The organism is Blautia sp. DFI.3.45 (assembly GCF_020593505.1).
In the GTDB taxonomy this organism is placed as follows: Bacteria; Bacillota; Clostridia; order Lachnospirales; family Lachnospiraceae; genus Blautia_A; species Blautia_A wexlerae.
In genome coordinates this window covers 20,067-39,383 of sequence record NZ_JAJDMI010000001.1, presented here as the reverse complement: position 1 = coordinate 39,383, position 19,317 = coordinate 20,067, and the positions used below count along the sequence as shown (strand labels likewise).

The window sequence follows — 19,317 nt, the reverse complement described above, 5'->3', positions numbered from 1 at the left end:
CTTTATAAGTGTATTGTATTTCTGTTTTTAAATTATTTAAAAAAGCAGATGTCGTTCAATCATTTATATCTGATTGAACAACACCTGCTTTCTCTCCGGCGCAGTGCGATTCTGCCCGAAAGGCTTTTTTATGTTATAGGTACATTACGGAGTAATTTACTATAACATGAAAAGTCTCAGCAGCTCTGTCTCTGGAAGTGGTCTTGAGAAGTAATATCCCTGGACCATGTCCACACCCCACTCTCTCAGCAGACTCACCTCTTCTTCTGTTTCTGCTCCTTCTGCTACAATTGTATAACCCATATTCTGCATAACCGTCACAATACTGTGGTAAAAAACAGCAGCCTGTTCATCACAGGTAATCCCTGTTAACAACGATCTGTCCATTTTCACCACATCAAACGGAAGTCTCAATACTGCATTCAGATTTGCATACCCTGAACCAAAATCATCCAGACATAATCCGATTCCCGCATTCGTAAAATCCTCCACAGCTTTGCAGAAACTTTCACTGTATTCAGTTGCCACTGTCTCAGTAATCTCAAACTGAAAATATTTCGGTAAAAGTTCATGCTCCTTCACTATATTAATCAGAAGCTGACTGTGTCCCGGTTTTAGCAGTTCGGAAGGTGACAGATTGAACTTTACATTCTTAATCTGTTTCATCATATATTCATTCTCTTTAATAAAACGGCACACCCTTCTGAACTGAAGCAGTCCGATCTGTGCAATGAGCCCCTGCCTTTCTGCAATACCGATAAACACATCCGGCGGGATCATTCCCATACAGGGATGCTTCAGCCTGCTCAAAGCTTCGAGAGTAATATAACGATCTTCCTTTGTCCAGAATACCGGCTGATAGTACACTTCAAACAGGTCTTTATCCACTGCTGTTTTCAGGAAATGCTCCACCTCTTTTTCATAACGGAAGCCCTCCAGAATCCTGTCATCTGACTGGATCACTACCGTTTCATCTGCACGTTTTATCAAAGATATCAGATACTCGATATATGCCAGCAGTACATCTTCCTTCTCCATCTTTTCACCGTTGATAATCCCGCAGATGATTGCCGGAAAAGTGATTTTTTCCCCGTCAGTTTCAAAAGGTTCTTTGAAATAGTTCTCAATCTCCTGTCTGTTTTTCTCATATTCTGTCAATGAATCTGTAATGATCAGAAAACAGTTTCCTGTGGTTCGGAACACCTGTACAGAACCTGTAATGTTTTGCAGTTCTCTTGCAATCTGTACCAGAAGCAGATCACCTGTACTGCTTCCGTAAACCTTATTAATCTGTTTCAGCATAAACAGCTCTACAGCAATCACATGAAACTCGATTCCTTTGGTAAATTTCTCCTGTATCCAGTTATCAAAATATCTTTTATCAAATGCTCCTGTTGTACTGTCTATATAATCACCTGGATTGTTCATCATAAGATAGAGAAATATGAGACCAAGTGCCAGTCCAAAATCTGACAGAAATATGTACCCTGTGTACAGTTCCACTCCTATACATACGCCTTCGATCACAAGAAATTCGCCTGCAATACTCATCTTTTCCGGCGTATAGTCCTCTCTGCTTCTGATCATACGCTGCATTATCAGAACGATATAAACCAGGGCATAGAGATAAAGAAACACGTACCCTGTTCCTTTTTGAAAAACGCCATTACTGTCAAAACAGAAAAATCCCCCGCTTCCAAGGTTTCCAAGTACAGCTATCATCATAGCCACCGTAATCCCGGCACAGATCACAGATAATGCACCGCTCTTTTTCTCATTTTCACGCGAATCAGGAATACATGAATACAAAATATAAGGAATCAGAATATCAAGCAAATAGATTCCTGTCAGAATACCCATGACAGTTCCTTCATCTTCCGCTGTGTAATTCATAATTGTCAGCGTACCCAACAGGTCAGACAAAGTATATAAACCGCTCAGGACAAGTATATATGTAAATGTTTTCACATTTGCATTATGCAGTTTCTTCTGCGTCAGAAAATGATATAAGAGTAACGCTGTAATAATAACTGCCGCTACCTGAAAGTTTATATTATAATTCATGTGTCTTTCTCTCTTTCATTTTATTCTGATACATATTCGTATCTGCCTCATACTTCCATTCACCAGTTGTCTTCAGCTTTCCCCTGTCATCCCGAATTGAACTGAAACCTCTTGAAATAGACATACGATATCTGCTGTTTCTGTTATAACGCCTTATTTCTTTATCCAGTTTCTCAGACAATGCATTCCTGTCTTCCTCCGGATCAAACACAACTACCGCAAACTCATCTCCTCCTGTGCGATAACATTTTCCGATTGCTCCAAAAACATTCTCAATGCATCTGGCAGCCGCCACAATAACCTCATCTCCTGCCGCTCTGCCAAAATCATTATTGATCCTGCGCAGATAATCAATATCCATAAAGACCAGCAGGATATCCTTATGCTCATTCATGGTTTTCGGAATTTCCGCCAGCAGATTTTCAAAAGGTTCCCTGCTCTGCATTCCGGTCATCCAGTCCTCTTTCATCAGTCGTTCATATGCCTGCATTTCTGTCCGGTAACGGACCTTTCCAACAAGACTGATCACAGTATCTGCAATGATCATAACCAGAAATACCAGTATTCCAAACTCAAATATTGCTCCATAATAGGATATTTCAAACAGCCAGTACAATGACAGTGACAAAAGTCCACTGAACAATAATATCATATAAGCGATCAATATGATCTGCACACTTCGATCCGGCTTCTTTCTATATTCTTTCCAGAGCAGTACCGCTACGATCAGTACCCACGTTATCAGCAGAACATGTGTTACAAACAGCATATCTGCAAACGTGAATACCCCGAAATAGGCCAGAAGTCCCTGAATAAATGCATTCAGATAAAACACAGCAATTCCTGCATCCAAAATGCGTTCCTTTTTCAGTCCACCTATTTTCTGGGCAAAATGCAGCATCGGTACCGAATGTAACATAAACATATAAAAAGAAATCGTACAAAGCATATCCGGATGACTGCTATAGGTCTGGATCGCAGAAGAATCTGTAATCAGCCAGACTGCACATATCATAAGGAACAATGCTACATCGCGAAATCTGGCATCCGGCATCTGACGGTATTTCAGATAAACTGTAATCAACAGAGAAATAACGCTCAAAACAAGAAAACACAAAGCAATACCTATAACTATTCCTGAATTCTGTAAATGTAAAGCAATGACTGCACTTCCGGTTCCAATATAAACAGAAGTCAAAACGTACTTTCCGTGATGTGGATTTGAATAAACCAGCTTCAGCGGCTCATTCTGCATGTCTGTAGGGATTTCCCCTACACATTCCAGTTTTGATTTCATCTGCGTATTCCTTACAAAGGTTGTATCCTGATATTCATAGATGGGACGGTCACCCAGCCAGATTTTCAGATCATACTGTGCACCTCTGGTTGTAACTACCTTACCGGCATCCAGATCAGTAATCCCGTCATTATATAATATCAGTTCTTCCCCTTTCTCTGCCTGTATTGTATCCGGAAGAGTAACTTCTGTTCTTTTTCCGTTGTCATAATAGTACCAGCCAGAAGATATCTTCCTGATCTGGTTCACCGGCTGCATCTTTTCTCCCAGTGACATAACTCCCAGAACAGCAGCAAAAACAGCCATCACCATGATAAACAGAAATATCTCTATGTTTTCTTTTTTCTTCTTCTGATTATATTTCACACGCTTCTCCTTCTCTTATTTCCAGAATCACAACTGTTCAGTACCTCAGCAGGATAATAAACTGCTGAATAGTTACCTTTATATTATTTTCTGAAGGTGCTGTCAGAAAATAATATAAGAGTACTATAAACCAATGTTATACTAACATCCCACTATAAAAAATACAAGACACAAAAACAGCCACCTTTTACAGTGACTGTTTTACTTCTGCTGTTCTTTTTTCCTGTTGATGATCCGTCTCATTATACTGCTCAAAACGGCTCTCGATCTCTACCAGCATATTCGCATATTCTCTTAATTCCTCTTTTAGCTGTTCTTTATCTGTGCGTTCCTTTTTGTAGGAAATCCTATGCTCCATACTGGCCCAGAAATCCATGGACATAGTGCGAAACTGTATCTCCACCGGGAAGTATTCCATTCCATCCAGACAGTATACCGGCACTCCTACGATCACATGATAGCTTCTATATCCATTTGGCTTCGGGTTTCCAATGTAATCCCGTTCTTTGATCACGATCAAATCACTCTGACTCTTCAGAAGTTCTGTCAGATTATAGATATCATCTACAAAATAGCAGATTACTCTGACACCTGCAATATCCTGAAGATAATCCTTCGCATTCATCACAGTAGGTTCTTTTCCCTTTCGCTGTAATTTCTCTTCAATGCTCTGTTTCTTCTTGATCCTGCATTGGATGTTGTGGATCGGTCTTGCAGATGCTTCACCGTACAGGTTGTGATTCAACACATCAAGACGTGTGAGAAGCATCTGTTTAGCATCTTCATATGGTTGTATAAATTCATAGTATTCTTCATCTGTCATATTATTTCTCCTGTAAAAACCTCTGCTGTTATTCTTCTGTCTTTCATATTTCTTATTCTGTACTTCTTTGCAGAACTTACCTTTTTTCCACATTTGTACTGCAAAATAACCATTTTTTCCCCATTACGTTTCCATCATACAAAAGAAATGTGTTTAATCAGTGTCCCAATTCTAATCATTTTATAAACAAAATTCTCGTCCGTTTACACTTACATATGGCACTGCTTCTCATGCACAATCCCGCCACACTCAGAGCATCAGCACACTTATGGGAAATAAAAAAGCACTGACTGTGACAGTACTCCATTACAGCCGGTGCTTTTTTTATTTCATCTTATAACCATTATTAATTACATAATCTTACGGAACAGATCTTTCAAATCTTCTACGCTTGCATCTTTCGGGTTTCCTGGTGCGCATGCGTCTGCGTGTGCAGATTCTGCCAGGAACTGAAGGTCTTCTTCTTTGATTGCTTCCAGTTTAGTCGGGATTCCTACATCAACAGAAAGTTTCTTAACTGCTTCGATTGCTGCTTTTCTGTATTCATCCTGAGACATTTCATCTACACCTTTTACGCCCATTGCTCTGGCAATCTCACGATATTTCTCACCTGTGCATTCCTGATTGTATTCCATAACAATTGGAAGCATCATTGCGCAGGCAACACCGTGTGGTGTGTCATAAACAGCACCAAGTGTATGAGCCATGGAATGAGCGATTCCAAGACCTACGTTAGAGAATCCCATACCAGCGATATACTGTCCAAGAGCCATTCCTTCACGACCTTCTTTTGTGTTTTCAACAGCACCGCGGAGAGATTTGGAGATCAGCTCGATTGCTTTTAAATGGAACATATCTGTCATTTCCCACGCAGCTTTTGTTGTATATCCTTCGATTGCATGAGTGAGGGCATCCATACCTGTAGAAGCTGTCAATCCTTTTGGCATGGAGGACATCATTTCAGGATCAATAACTGCGATGATCGGCATGTCATGTGGGTCAACGCATACAAATTTACGTTTTCTTTCTACATCTGTGATAACGTAATTGATAGTTACCTCTGCTGCTGTACCTGCTGTTGTCGGAACTGCAATGATCGGTACACAGGGTTTCTTAGTTGGAGCTGTACCTTCAAGACTTCTTACGTCTTCAAATTCAGGGTTTGCAATGATGATACCGATTGCTTTGGAAGTGTCCATGGAAGAACCGCCGCCGATTGCAATCAGATAATCTGCGCCTGAATTCTTAAATGCCTGAACACCATGCTGTACGTTCTCGATTGTCGGGTTCGGTTTGATGTCTGAATACAGTTCATATGCAAGTCCGTTTTTCTCAAGAATGTCTGTAACTTTGCTTGTTACATGGAATTTTACAAGATCAGGGTCAGAACATACGAAAGCTTTCTTAAAGCCATGTGCTTTTGCTTCGTTTGCGATTTCCTCGATCGCTCCTGCTCCGTGATAAGATGTCTGATTTAAGTTAATTCTGTTTGCCATAATGATTTCCATTCCTTTCGGTATTCTTCAGTATTAGGTAAGTTTCCGCATCACTTATCTTTGTTATTATCTTAACAATATAAAATAAAAAAAGAAAGTTACACTTTAGCTCAAATGTAACCTTCTCACAATATTTGTGCAATAATGCCGAAAAACTGGGTGCAAAATTATGCATTAATATTGTTATATTTATGACAATATTTCCAGCTTTTCAAACAATTCCGAGAGTTTTCCAGGCATCCCGTCAACTAAAATTTTCGCCAGTCCCTCCGGTGCACATTCCAACTCTCCCAGTACCCATTTTACAGTCATATAAATAGAACTATGGCAGTACATTTCCAAAATGCAATGTATGGTCTCATCCGGAATCCTTCCTGTTTTCTCACGAATCAGATTCTCATAGAAGTCCAGGATCAGTTCAAAATCATGCTGGCGCAGACTGTTCTGACTGTCATACTTAAATGCTGCTGCAAAGAAAACATGCTCTTCCTGAATATAGGTAAACTTCTTTACCAGAGCATCATAAACAGTTTTTCCCATTCCCATATGCTCAAAGGATTTCGCCAGAAGCTTATCGAAATACCAGTTGATAAGGTCAAATTTGTCCATAAAATTCCGATAGAAAGTCTGCCTCGTAACACCACAATTCTCTGTGATCTGTTTTACTGTGATGTTATCTACAGACATCGTTTTCATACATTCCTTCATCGACCGCGCAAGACGGTATTTCATTTTTTCACCCTTGCTGTTTTCTGCCGTCAGCTTCATAAGATTTCCTCTCGCTAATTCATTTCTCTAGTGTGTCGACAAGTTAATATTGAATACCTTTCTCTGACAGATATTCTTCTATCTTTTCAATAATAAGCTTCGCTGACTTATATTGATCTGATGCATCTTTTAAAGATGCAACGTAAAAATCATCATAATCACTATTTTCTCTCTCCTGCTTTAGTCTTCCCAACCTCTTTCCCATTTCTCTTGGAAAAATCTCTTTTGCTATATAAGTTTTATTAAAATACGCAACCGCATCCTTATGACGCTTAAAATCAATCTCTTCTAAAGCTAATACTGCTTTTATTGCATAAAAAGCAGCATAATAACTACGATTTATTGAATCTTTATAATGTTGACTTTCTAAGCATAATACTGCCACTCCCAATGTCTCCACCGCATTCCGAATACGGTATATACATAAATCCTCTTTTTTGTCATTCATCGATCACTACCCCCTCATCTCGCACATTTCGGTAAAAAGGTAACGTATCAATCCAATACTCATACTGGTCTTCATTTTTAATGATGGGAGAGAACTCTATTCCTGTATTTATTTCAAACTCAAATGCAAGATCATAAATATCATTCTTCACTAATCGAATTTCTTCATCAGACATTTTCACCAAAATCATAATATCTATATCAGAATTTTCTCGAAAATCTCCTCTCGCATATGATCCATATACGATAATCTTTGTCAATTTATCGCCCAAAATACGTCTTAACTCCTGAGAAAATCTATATATGATGTTTCTGATATTTTCCGGCATATAATCACTTCCTCTTATTAATATCCCCCAATTTGCATATCTATATGTTAACATAAGTTTTTTGTTACATCAAGTTTCCCTCATCAGAAGTTCTCGACAAAACTTGATTTTATTTATTTCAAAATGTTATAATTCACCTTGATATGTTCAAGCCAAAATAATCCGCTTTAAGAAGGGAGTCATTCTTATGGATTTAATAAAAGAAGCACTTTCCATGGGTTTCGCAGATGCGGCGATCATGGATACAAAGGATCTGGTATTTGTGCCGGAATACAGACAGTTCTGCGAGGACAATCTCTGTGGAAATTATAACCTGGTTCCTGCATGTCCGCCTGCCTGCGGTACTGTAGAAGAAATGCAGGCAAAAGCATTGAAATATGAAAAGGCACTGGTTCTCCAGACTGTTCTGAAGGATCCGATCATGGATCCGGTACTTTTCAAGCAGGCGAAGCATGCACAGAATATTCTTACAGAACAGCTTGCCAGACAGATGCAGGAAGCGGGAAAAGAAGATATCCTGATCATGAGCGCAGGACCGTATAAGAATTGTTCCTGTATGTCCGCCTACAGTGTAGATGCACAGAAAATGGCTGATGCAGTAGGTATGGTCTGCTGGGCAGATGACTCAGATGTAAGATTCTTTACACAGATTCTGTTTCACGAAGATTATAGCAAGCCTCATAAATAATGCATATTGATTAAGAGGCTTGCTATAGTATAAAATACGGCTGCACTATATCCGCATTTAACCCGGATATAGTCAGCCGTATTTTTATACCCTGTTTTTATATTTATGTCGAACCGATAAGCTCATTTGCTTTGCTGTTCACTTGAGTTGGTCGAACCCATTTCTGTCTTACTTAAGTATTTATTTATCCTCATGATGCTTATGATGTTCATGCCGTTTATGATGTTTTTCCTCTGATTTATGATGATGGTGTCCATGCTTATGTTTCTCATTTCCGCACACTTCACATCCTACTTCAATCTTACCCTGTGTATCCTCATCCCAGGTACCATAAGAAACCATCGGCGTATCCTTCATAATGCACAGACTGATGGTCTGATAAAGAATAATACCACCCATTTTGGCTCTGTATACAAACAGTTCACGTCCAAAATAATCGCAGATTCTTCCCAGTACTTCGCCTTCTTTAAAGGTCTCACCGGGCTGTTTCGCCGGATACCAGCAGCCTGATACCGGGGCATCTTCATAGATCACAGGACTTACTTCTATCGGTGGTTTGCCATGAATATGGGACTTCCCGCGAAGGATTCTCAGATGTCTGAGGATATTCTTCACATCATGAACATCCTCCGCTACCAGATCTTCGCACCAGCGGGAACTGTGTCCACGTTCCAGCAGGATACTCGGGATTCCCATGCTTCCGGCATAGTTGTAAGCTCCGCCTGTTCCATACATGGAAGTTACCAGATAATCTACATGTGCGATCTCCGCCATCTCACGGCTCTTTGCAGCTACTTCCGGAGCTGCTGCCCCTGTACAGTATACATAAGATACCAGTCCCTCAAATCCATCACCGCAGTGCAGATCCACATAGTAATCTGCCTTCGGGAAAAATTCTGTCACAACAGTATAAGCGATCCTGTCACTAAGTGTACCATTCGGATTTCCAGGGAAAACTCTGTTCAGGTTTTTTCCATCCTCATAAGTAAGACTCATGGTACGGTGTTCGAATCCAGTTCGGTTCATCAGACGGATCACTATGATATTTCCTGCGATCTTCTTCGGATCCAGCTCATCTGCAAGCTGCATAGCTGCCTGAATTCCTACATATTCTGCATTATGTACCCCACCGGAGATCAGAACAGTCTCCCCCTCTTTTTCTCCACAGATCAGTGTTACCGGAATTCCGAATTCTGCCCCGATGATGTGCACAAATCCTGATACTTTCTCACCCGGTTTTGCTTCCAGGTCTGCTACTCGTAATGTTCGCATCAAATCTTCTCCTTCCACTCATTCCATCTCTGCCAGATCTTATCATCCACTGGCAGGCTCTTATTTCATTCTGTAAATTCCACTTTCAATAGTTAGTTCTATAAAACTTTTATATTTTCAAACAGGGAGCCAATACTTGAAATATCAACTCCCTGCTTTTTACTTTTACCATACGTTCACATCGGATTAATTTTCTTCTATATGCTCTCTTCCCTGATTGATAATCGTCCGCACATGATCATCTGCCAGAGAATAAAAAATGGACTTTCCCTCTCGTCGGTTCTTCACCAGTTTGTTTTGCTTCAGGATTCTAAGCTGATGGGAAATTGCAGACTGTGTCATATTCAGTGCTTTCGCAAGGTCGCATACACATACCTCTGTTTCGAAAAGCACAAACAGAATACGGATTCTTGTAGAATCTCCGAAAATCTTAAACAAATCTGCCAAATCCTCAAGTTCCGTCTCTTCTGGCATTGTTTTATTTATAATTTCCATTGAATCTTCATGAATTTCATAATAGTCACAAGCCTCGTCTTTATGTTTTTCCACGCTTTCACCATTTTCCTTCCTGTCTGCAACTGTCTGTTATTCTATAAATTTTTGTAACTGTTCAGTACCTTCACAGTTACAGGTTTTTTACAAATAAAGTACGGATTGCGTTTAATACCGCAATGATCATAACACCTACATCTGCAAAAATAGCCATCCACATATTGGCAATTCCCAGCGCACCAAGTATCAGACACAAAATCTTAATGCCAATTGCAAAATAAATATTCTCATATACAATATGAATACACTTTCTTGCAATCTTAATCGCTTTGGAAATTTTCAGCGGATCATCATCCATCAGTACGATATCTGCTGCTTCAATCGCTGCATCAGAACCCAGTGCACCCATAGCAATACCAATATCTGCTCTGGACAGTACCGGCGCATCATTGATACCGTCACCCACAAATGCAAGCTTCTCTTTTTCGGATTTCTGATGAAGTAATTCTTCTACTTTACTTACTTTATCTGCCGGAAGAAGTTCACTGTAAACTTCCCCAATTCCCAGTTCTTTTGCTACCTGGTCTGCAACACGTTTAGAATCGCCGGTAAGCATAACTGTTTTCTTAATGCCTGCTTTCTTCAATTCTGCAATTGCTTCTTTTGCATGAGGTTTCAGAATATCAGAAATAAGAATATGACCTTCATATTTTCCATCTACAGCCATATGAATTACTGTACCCACATGATGACATTCCTGATAGGAAATTCCAAGACGTTTCATTAATTTCGCATTTCCTGCTGCTACAGATATACCATCCACTTTTGCAGTCACACCGTTACCGCTGATTTCCTCAATATCTGTGACTCTGTTTCTGTCAATTGGTTTTCCATATGCTTTCTGAAGACTCTTACTGATCGGGTGGGAAGAAGAACATTCTGCAAGAGCTGCATATTCCAGCAGTTTTTCATCTGAAATCTCATTATGATGAACTCCGCTTACTTCAAAAACACCCTGTGTCATTGTACCAGTTTTATCAAATACTACATAGCTGGTCTGTGCAAGTGTTTCCAGATAGTTGGAACCTTTAACCAGAACGCCCTGATTACTTGCTCCACCGATTCCTGCAAAGAAGCTTAAAGGAATACTGATCACCAGTGCGCATGGACAGCTGATTACCAGGAAAGTAAGTGCTCGGTAAATCCAATCACCCCACATAGCCGGTTTTCCCATGATCAAAAGTACGATCGGAGGAATAAAAGCAAGTGCAAGTGCTCCGTAGCATACAACCGGAGTATAATATTTGGCAAACTTTGAAATAAAATTCTCTGATTTTGATTTTCTGGAACTGGAATTCTCCACAAGTTCCAGAATCTTGGATACGGTAGATTCTCCGAATTCTCTGATCGTACGGATTTTCAGAACACCTGTCATATTGATACATCCGCTGATTACTTCATCCCCGGCTTTTGCATCTCTTGGAAGGCTTTCTCCGGTCAGAGCACTGGTATTTAAAATAGAAACACCATCAATGATCACACCATCAATCGGAACTTTTTCTCCTGGCTGTACAACAATTACAGTACCAATTTCAACTTCATCCGGGTCTACCTGTTCAAGTTTTCCATCTACTTCAATATTGGCATAATCCGGACGGATATCCATCAGTTCACTGATGTTACGTCTGCTCTTTCCTACTGCATAACTCTGGAAAAGTTCTCCGATCTGGTAGAACAACATAACCGCAACACCTTCGGAATAATCTCCAAGCAGGATTGCTCCCACAGTAGCTACTGCCATCAGGAAATTCTCATCAAATACCTGTTTATTTCTGATACCTTTAAATGCTTTCTGAAGAATATCATAGCCAATTACCAGATATGGAATCATAAACAGTCCAAATCTGACATATCCATCTATCGGCAATTTAGAAAAAAGCACGATCAATACCGCCGCTACGATGATTCTGATCAGCATCTTTTTTTGCTTCTTATTCATCTTAATACCTCACTTCTTATAAAACAGGACCGCCGCCAGAATATATATCAGTGGATAACCATAACCGCCTGATATATCTCTGTGCCGCAGTCCCTCTCTGCTAATTTACGACAATTCCCGTAAATATATTATCAACAGAAATCGTTCCTGAATTAAAGATAGATTTCGCAGTCGTCTTCTACTTTCTTGCAGTTTGCCAGAACATCTTTCATAACTGCTTTCGGATCCTGTCCGTCTTCAAATTCAACGATCATTTTCAGCATCATGAAGTTTACAGTTGCATCCTTAACACCTGCTGTATTCTTAGCAGCTTCCTCCATTTTATTTGCACAGTTTGCGCAGTCTACGTCAATTTTGTAAGTCTTTTTCATAGTATTTTTTCCTTTCTGGCTCATGAATATTTTTTCACATTATCATATGAGCACTTGTTCATTTGTTTATTTTATTATAACAGATTTTCGTCCTCTGTCAATAGCTTAATGTTAGAAAAATAGCAAATATATAAAAACAGAGGATACCGCCTGATCATTCTTCCTGCCATATCCTCTGTGTCATCTATCATTTACAAAATGATTGCAATCTTTTTATTTAATTTTCTTATGGTAGAGTTTCCTGACTTTTGCCAGATATAAAACAGCAAAAGCAACACCGGACACAACCCATGATCCAATATAGATCCATACAATACATTCCATTGTTTTAAATGACGGTAAAACAAGCAAAATGCATACTACTCGAAACAGGCAAATTGTAAGTAATGTAGTAATCATCGGTACCAGCGTTTCACCCAGACCACAGCAGGCTCCTGAAAGCGCCTCTGCAACTGCATAAAATACAAAAAAAGGTGCCATCATCTGCATATATCTTACAACCAGCGGGATCAGTGTCGGAACGTCTTTCTGATCAATAAACAACGGTCCAATCAGTCCTGAACCGAAGTAAAGAACAAGACTGATAATTCCTACTGCGATTACAGATAACCCAGTACCGATCAGTGCTCCTTTCTTTACTCTCTTCGTCTTACCGGCACCGAGATTCTGTGCGGTATATGTCGTCAGTACAGGTACCATAGAATCCGCGATCAGCCAGATCAGTAAATCCAGTTTATCACAAATTCCCCATGCCGCAATACTGTCAGTTCCCATTGTGTTGACACTTGCCTGAACAATAGAATTGGCAATTGGAAACAACATAGATTGAAGAGCTAACGGGAAACCTTTTTTTACCATCATCCCCATATGCTCTTTGCAGATTTTCATAGTTCTGATTCCTATCTTTTCTTCCAGGAAATCAGATTTCACAAGAAAATATGCGGTAAGTACAACACTTACAATCTGAGAAAGTACAGTAGCTGCTGCCGCTCCTCCAACACCAGTATGCATAAGTCCTACCAGTATGAGGTCTACAACAATATTAACCACACTGCATACGACCAGTACATATAATGGCTTTTTAGAATCTCCAAACGCTCGCAGGACTCCTGCCATCATGTTATAAAGGATCATTGCCCATATTCCGCCAAAATAAATGCGGCAGTAGATTAGTGATCCTGCACGAACTTCTTCCGGAACAGACATGATATCAAGCAGCCATGGAGAAAAAACAGCACCGGCTGCTGCACAGATAATTCCCAGAATACCGGCAAGCAAAAGAGCTGTCCGCACTGCGCAATGCAGTCCTTCTTTATCTTTTGCTCCAAAATATCTGGAGATCATAATCGTCGCACCAGTTGCAAGACCATTCATAAAGTTAATCGGAAACTTAAAAAGTGTATGTACAGAATCAATTGCAGCAAGTCCGACTTTTCCCGTAAACTGTCCGACGATAACCGCATCAACTGTTGTATACAACTGCTGGATCAGACTTCCCGCAATCAGTGGAAGTACAAAAAGTAATAATGCTTTTCCTATATTTTCAGAGATCAGACTATCTTTTTTCATTATTTACTGCCCTTTTGGAACAAATGGCAGGCAACACTGTGTCCATCTTCCACTTCCACAAGTTTTGGATTCTCTTTTTTGCAGATATCCATACAATGCTCACATCTTCCCTGAAACGGGCATCCCTGTGGAAGATCCAGTGGGCTCGGAGCCTCACTTTCAATACTCTCGATTGGTTTGGAAAAGTCCATATTAATATCAAATACTGCACCCATCAGTGCTCTTGTATATGGATGCATTGCTTTCATATCAAGATCTTTTCCCGGAAGAACCTCTACGAGGTTTCCAAGATACATAACGGCTACCTGATGTGCCACTAACTGAACCAGTGCAATATCATGACAGATAAAACCAAATGTGATGTTCTTTTCTCTCTGAAGCTTCGTGATCAGTTCAATTACTGTTTTCTGAACAGAAACATCAAGAGCGGAAGTTGCTTCATCCAGAACAACGATTTCCGGTTCCAGTGCCAGTGCTCTCGCGATTGCAACACGCTGACGCTGTCCACCACTCATATTGTGAGGATAACGATCCGCAAAATCTCCCGGTAATTCTACCATCTCAAGAAGTTTTCTGCAGACAGCATCCTTCTCAGATTTCTTAATCTTTTTGAAATTCATCAAAGGTTCGCACACAATATCACGAATGTTCATTTTCGGATTAAAAGATAAGGTCGGGTCCTGAAATACCATCTGAATGTTCTGACGGTTATTTCTCAGTTCTTCTCCCTTTAATTTCGTGATATCTGTACCGCGGTACAGAATCTCACCCTCTGAAGGTGTATCAAGAGAAACCAGAAATCTCATAAATGTACTCTTACCACATCCGGATTCTCCTACAAGACCCAGTGTTTCGCCTTTGTACATTTTCAGATTGATGTCATTGTTCGCCAGCAGAGTACGTCCATGTGATGCCGCAAATCTTCTGGTTACATGTTTCGCTTCCAGTATGACTTCTCTTTTTTCAGACATATCGTTCACCTCCCCGGGATGGAACTGCTTCCAGAAGTTTTCTGGTATATTCGTTCTTTGATTCTTTCAGAATATACTCTCTTGTTCCCTGGTCTTCCATTCTTCCGTTCTTCATTACAACAATATAATCTGACATGTAGGCAGCTACACCCAGATTATGGGTTACTACAATAATGCCTGTATGGTAATCATCTCTGAGCTTCATCATCTGACGTACGATCTGCGCCTGTGTTGTTACATCCAGTGCAGAAGTCGGTTCATCTGCAAGAAGAAGCTTCGGCTGATAAGTCATTCCCATCGCAATACCAACTCGCTGTCTCATACCACCGGATAACTGGAAAGGATAAGATTCCATAATATTATCCGGAGACGGAAGTCTCATTCGCTCCAGCATTGCGATTCCCTTACTCCATGCCTCTTTCTTGGAAATGTTCTCATGAGTAAGAATATATTCTGTAAATACCTTTCCGACTTTACGTGTCGGATTCATCATTGCACCACTGTCCTGAAAAATCATGGAAATATCAGAACCACGAAGTTTTCTCCACTGTTCCGGTGTATAGGATAAAAGGTCTTCTCCTTCAAACGTAATACTTCCTTCTGTGACCTTACCGCCACCTGCAAGAAGTCCCAGAACAGCACGGATAACAGTGGTTTTTCCACTTCCGGATTCTCCTACCAGAGAAACGATCTGTCCCTCTTTCATATCCAGATTAAAGTTCTGAACAGTTGGAACATTTTTGTAGGAGATTGTCACATTATCTAATTTCAGCATGTTTATTCCTCCTACTCATTTCTTGGATCGAGGATATCACGGATGGAATCCCCAAGCATATTAAATACAACAACTACTACAAAAATAGCAAGACCCGGGAAGATCATCAGCCACGGAGCGGACTGCATACACGCTCTTCCTTCATTCAGCATATAACCCCATTCCGGTGCCGGCGGCTTCGCGCCAAATCCCAGGAAGGACATTGCTGCCAGTTCCAGCATCATGGAACCTATATCTGTGGCAGCAGTAATGATCAGTGTAGGAAGTGCATTTGGAAGCATATATCGAAACAGCATATACGGTGTTTTGGAACCGGTAACGATCGCTGCTGATACATAATCCCTGTCACGGATCTTCATAACTAGGCTTCGTGCCAGACGCGCATATTTGGTCCAGCTTACTACTACAATAGCGATGATCGCATTTTTGATACTTGCGCCCATAATACCTGCAACAGCAAGAGCAAGTACCAGTCCTGGGAAAGCAAGCATCATATCTGCAATTCGCATAATAACAGCATCAATGACACCTCCGAAATATCCTGCAAGGACTCCGGTAACAGTTCCCACCAGAAAGATCAGGGCAACAACACCAAAGGTTGCTGACAGAGATGCACGTGCTCCATAAATAACTCTTGAAAAAATATCCCTGCCCATTTTGTCGGTTCCAAAAATATGTTCCTTGCATGGCGGAAGCAGTGCATCTACCAGAGAACCTTTTAACGGGTCAACCCCTCTGGTTACCACCGGTGCAAATACTGCTGTCAGAATAATACAGACTGCAAGAATAGAAAACACGACAAAAGTTTTATTTGCTAAAAATCTGTTTTTCTTTTTCATGATTCTACTCCTTTAAACGCATACGTGGATCAATATAAACATAAGATGCATCAACGATCAGGTTAATGACCATATAAATCAGGGCAAGCCATAATACATATCCCTGGATCAGATTGTAATCACTGGATGTGATTGCTGAAACTGCAAGGTTTCCAAGACCCGGATAAGAGAAGATTACTTCTACAACACTGGTTCCTCCAAGAAGTGATCCTATGGAAAGACCAAACATTGTGATCAGCGGAAGCAATGAATTTGGAAATACATTGCCCCAGATAATCTTTGATTTCTTTACTCCTCTTGCCTGTGCACCGATCACATAATCCTGACTCAGTTCATCCAGCACCGCTGTTCTTACCTGTCTGGTATATTTGGAAGACATTGCAATCGCAAGTGTCAAAGCCGGAAGAAACAGACTCTTAAAGTCTCCCGCAGAACTGATAACCGGAAATGCATTGATATAAACACAGAATGCCAGCATTAACAGAAGTCCAACCCAGAAGTTAGGCATCGCACATCCGAGGAATGTAATTCCCCGGACGAGATAATCGATCCATTTATCTTTATATATGGCAGACAACATACCTAAAGGTACAGAAATAACCAGCATAAGGATCATGGCCATTAATGTAAGTTTCAAAGTCGGCCATAATCTGGCTGCAAGAAGTTCTGTAACTGGTTTATTTAAGCTGTATGATTTGCCAAAGTCACCTTTCAGACAGTTCTTAAGCCATCTGGTATACTGCACCAGAAACGGATCATTCAGACCAAGTTCCTCGCGTGTCTCCTGAACCATTTCTTCAGTAGGCATTACACCGGTTGCCGTGTACATGTTTCGTACAGGGTCACCTGGTGACATAAAGGTCAGTGCAAATGTAATAAAGCTGATACCGATCAATACGATCACAATCTGTAATAAACGCTTGATTATTTGCTTTTTACTCAAAAAAGACACCTCTTTTTATTTCTGTTTGTAACTATTCAGTAACTTCACAATTCGCAGACTTTTCTTATTCTGCAGGAGTAATTTCTGTTGACAGCCAGTAGTAATCTGCTGTATGGATATGTGCAGAACCAACTTTCTTACTGTAGATCATAGATGAGTTGTAGTATCCATCAATCAGAACCGCTGCATCATCTACCAGAATCTGCTGCATCTGGAAGATCAGATCTTTTCTCTTTTCCGGATCCATTTCACCTTTTAATTCTTCATATAACTTGTCATAGTCCGGGTTGGAGTATGCGCAGTAGCTGGTATCAGTTGCCCAGTTAGCCATATATGCCAGAGGATCTCCGGTACCAACAGTGATCCAGTTATTGTTATTAAGGTCATAATCCAGTGCTGCAAGTTTACTCCACTGATCATCTGAGCTTCCGTATTCAGGAACAACACCAATACCGATTTCTGCAAGATACTGTGCCTGAGCATCTGCAAAGTCATTCAGAAGACGGTTTTCATAAGAAATATATCTGAGGTTGATATTCTGACCATCCAGTTCACGGATTCCATCTCCGTCTGTATCAACGATTCCTGCATCATCCAGAATCTGTTTTGCTTTTTCCGGATCATAGGTATATGGATTTTCCAGTTTGTCATAGTCATAGTTCAGAGTAGAAGGCAGTACGGAGAATCCTGGTGTATAAAGTCCACCGATTGTTCTGGAATTACAGATTGTATCATTATCAATTGCCATCAGGATTGCCTGACGAAGTGTTTTGTTTCCAAGAACACCGTCAAAGTTCATCCATGCAAATCCACAACGTACACCTGATGCGATATCAACAGTATAGTCATCGTTATCCTGGAAGTCCTGAATATCTGCTACGTTTGTAATGTTCTCAACCAGGTCTACCTGACCGCTCTGAAGTGCCATTGTTTTTGCGGAGTTATCTCCCATGAACAGCAGATTGACTTTATCGTATGGGACATCTTCACGATAATACTCATTTGCAGCTAATGTATAACCAACACCTACACCATTGAATTCTTCAATCTTGTATGGACCTGTTCCAATAATTCCGTTATCATAGTTTTCAATATGTTCTACATCTGTAATTCCCATTGTTGGATGGCAGAGCTGTCCTACAAGGTTTGCATATGGTTTGCTTGTTTTGATGTTAATTGTATTTGCATCATCATCTACAGTAACTTCTGCTTCAAATTCCAGATATTTCTCCGGTTTGGCAGATCCGGAAGGTCCTACCTCTTTCATGTGATCAAAATACTCTTTTACCTTTGTCGGAGTTAAATCACATCCGTCAGAGAATTTAATTCCGTCTTTCAGCTTGATCGTCCATTCTGTATGCTCGTCATTTACTTCATAACTCTCAGCAAGCCACGGGATAACTTCCATATTGTCATCGAATTTAAATAATGCTTCAGCAATACCATATCTCATAGCATTCCATCCACCGTTTTCATCATTTGCACTGTTTACACATCCATCTGTGTACATCTGACATCCGAAGTTTAAAACCTTCTCATCACCTTTCGCCTGTACAGTAACTCCCATTGATAACGCAACTGTTGTTGCTGCTGCTAACACAAGTAATTCTCTTTTTGTTTTTTTCATCCTTTACTTCCTTTCTTTTTTTGTTTCTTCGTTGTTTTTCTTCCTTCTCATACTGTCCATTCCTATGATTTTGAGCGAAAAAAAGACAGATGCTCCCGCATCCGTCACGAAATCTTACCGTTAAAGAATCAAACATATATATATGCAACACATGAAGTTGTAACTCTTAATCAGGATTTCT

General features: G+C 40.3%; 18 protein-coding genes. 1 reads left to right on the top strand and 17 read right to left on the bottom strand.

What is annotated here, in order from left to right; genetic code table 11:
* Positions 1 to 159: 159 nt before the first annotated feature.
* The 7 genes from LJE09_RS00170 to LJE09_RS00140 form a co-directional block, all read right to left on the bottom strand.
* Complete coding sequence (locus tag LJE09_RS00170) at positions 160 to 2,064, bottom strand: EAL domain-containing protein (RefSeq protein WP_227310889.1); 1,905 nt, start codon at positions 2,062 to 2,064, stop codon at positions 160 to 162.
* Positions 2,054 to 3,727, bottom strand: a complete 1,674-nt coding sequence (locus tag LJE09_RS00165) for a GGDEF domain-containing protein (RefSeq protein WP_008707149.1) — start codon at positions 3,725 to 3,727, stop codon at positions 2,054 to 2,056. The genes LJE09_RS00170 and LJE09_RS00165 overlap by 11 nt, the downstream gene beginning before the upstream one ends.
* A gap of 187 nt (positions 3,728 to 3,914) precedes the next feature.
* Positions 3,915 to 4,550 (bottom strand): GTP pyrophosphokinase, encoded by a 636-nt coding sequence (locus tag LJE09_RS00160; RefSeq protein ID WP_008707150.1) that lies wholly within the window; start codon positions 4,548 to 4,550, stop codon positions 3,915 to 3,917.
* Positions 4,551 to 4,900: 350 nt separating this feature from the next.
* Positions 4,901 to 6,046: a lactaldehyde reductase gene (fucO, locus tag LJE09_RS00155; protein ID WP_008707151.1), complete on the bottom strand. Its 1,146-nt coding sequence runs from the start codon at positions 6,044 to 6,046 to the stop codon at positions 4,901 to 4,903.
* A 189-nt stretch (positions 6,047 to 6,235) separates the two neighbouring features.
* The gene (locus LJE09_RS00150) at positions 6,236 to 6,814 is read right to left on the bottom strand and encodes a TetR/AcrR family transcriptional regulator (RefSeq protein ID WP_008707152.1); all 579 of its coding nucleotides are present in this window, start codon (positions 6,812 to 6,814) and stop codon (positions 6,236 to 6,238) included.
* Between the two features lie 43 nt (positions 6,815 to 6,857).
* Complete coding sequence (locus LJE09_RS00145; protein ID WP_008707154.1) at positions 6,858 to 7,262, bottom strand: HEPN domain-containing protein; 405 nt, start codon at positions 7,260 to 7,262, stop codon at positions 6,858 to 6,860.
* Complete coding sequence (locus LJE09_RS00140; protein ID WP_008707155.1) at positions 7,255 to 7,590, bottom strand: nucleotidyltransferase domain-containing protein; 336 nt, start codon at positions 7,588 to 7,590, stop codon at positions 7,255 to 7,257. Before LJE09_RS00140 ends, LJE09_RS00145 begins: the two co-directional genes overlap by 8 nt.
* A gap of 187 nt (positions 7,591 to 7,777) precedes the next feature.
* Here LJE09_RS00140 and LJE09_RS00135 point away from each other — a divergent pair, with 187 nt between their 5' ends.
* Complete coding sequence (locus LJE09_RS00135) at positions 7,778 to 8,278, top strand: DUF2284 domain-containing protein (protein WP_008707157.1); 501 nt, start codon at positions 7,778 to 7,780, stop codon at positions 8,276 to 8,278.
* Positions 8,279 to 8,458: 180 nt separating this feature from the next.
* On the opposite strand, the gene LJE09_RS00130 is transcribed toward LJE09_RS00135, so the two are convergent.
* The 10 genes from LJE09_RS00130 to LJE09_RS00085 all read right to left on the bottom strand — a co-directional run bounded on the left by LJE09_RS00130 (position 8,459) and on the right by LJE09_RS00085 (position 19,136).
* A complete protein-coding gene (locus LJE09_RS00130) occupies positions 8,459 to 9,550 on the bottom strand; it encodes a M14 family metallopeptidase (protein ID WP_020993288.1) in 1,092 nt (363 codons plus the stop codon).
* 186 nt (positions 9,551 to 9,736) lie between these two features.
* Complete coding sequence (locus LJE09_RS00125) at positions 9,737 to 10,045, bottom strand: ArsR/SmtB family transcription factor (protein ID WP_081017038.1); 309 nt, start codon at positions 10,043 to 10,045, stop codon at positions 9,737 to 9,739.
* A 130-nt stretch (positions 10,046 to 10,175) separates the two neighbouring features.
* The gene (locus LJE09_RS00120; RefSeq protein ID WP_008707160.1) at positions 10,176 to 12,041 is read right to left on the bottom strand and encodes a heavy metal translocating P-type ATPase; all 1,866 of its coding nucleotides are present in this window, start codon (positions 12,039 to 12,041) and stop codon (positions 10,176 to 10,178) included.
* Between the two features lie 152 nt (positions 12,042 to 12,193).
* Positions 12,194 to 12,412, bottom strand: coding sequence for a cation transporter (locus LJE09_RS00115; RefSeq protein ID WP_020993289.1), 219 nt, complete (start codon positions 12,410 to 12,412; stop codon positions 12,194 to 12,196).
* 213 nt (positions 12,413 to 12,625) lie between these two features.
* Positions 12,626 to 13,981, bottom strand: coding sequence for an MATE family efflux transporter (locus tag LJE09_RS00110; protein WP_008707162.1), 1,356 nt, complete (start codon positions 13,979 to 13,981; stop codon positions 12,626 to 12,628).
* The gene (locus tag LJE09_RS00105) at positions 13,981 to 14,952 is read right to left on the bottom strand and encodes an ABC transporter ATP-binding protein (protein ID WP_020993290.1); all 972 of its coding nucleotides are present in this window, start codon (positions 14,950 to 14,952) and stop codon (positions 13,981 to 13,983) included. Before LJE09_RS00105 ends, LJE09_RS00110 begins: the two co-directional genes overlap by 1 nt.
* Entirely contained in the window at positions 14,945 to 15,727 is a 783-nt protein-coding gene (locus LJE09_RS00100) for an ABC transporter ATP-binding protein (protein WP_020993291.1), read from the bottom strand. Before LJE09_RS00100 ends, LJE09_RS00105 begins: the two co-directional genes overlap by 8 nt.
* A gap of 11 nt (positions 15,728 to 15,738) precedes the next feature.
* Positions 15,739 to 16,566: a nickel transporter permease gene (gene nikC / locus LJE09_RS00095; protein WP_008707164.1), complete on the bottom strand. Its 828-nt coding sequence runs from the start codon at positions 16,564 to 16,566 to the stop codon at positions 15,739 to 15,741.
* 4 nt (positions 16,567 to 16,570) lie between these two features.
* The gene (nikB, locus tag LJE09_RS00090) at positions 16,571 to 17,518 is read right to left on the bottom strand and encodes a nickel ABC transporter permease (protein ID WP_306452298.1); all 948 of its coding nucleotides are present in this window, start codon (positions 17,516 to 17,518) and stop codon (positions 16,571 to 16,573) included.
* A 55-nt stretch (positions 17,519 to 17,573) separates the two neighbouring features.
* A complete protein-coding gene (locus LJE09_RS00085; protein ID WP_008707167.1) occupies positions 17,574 to 19,136 on the bottom strand; it encodes an ABC transporter substrate-binding protein in 1,563 nt (520 codons plus the stop codon).
* Positions 19,137 to 19,317: the final 181 nt, after the last annotated feature.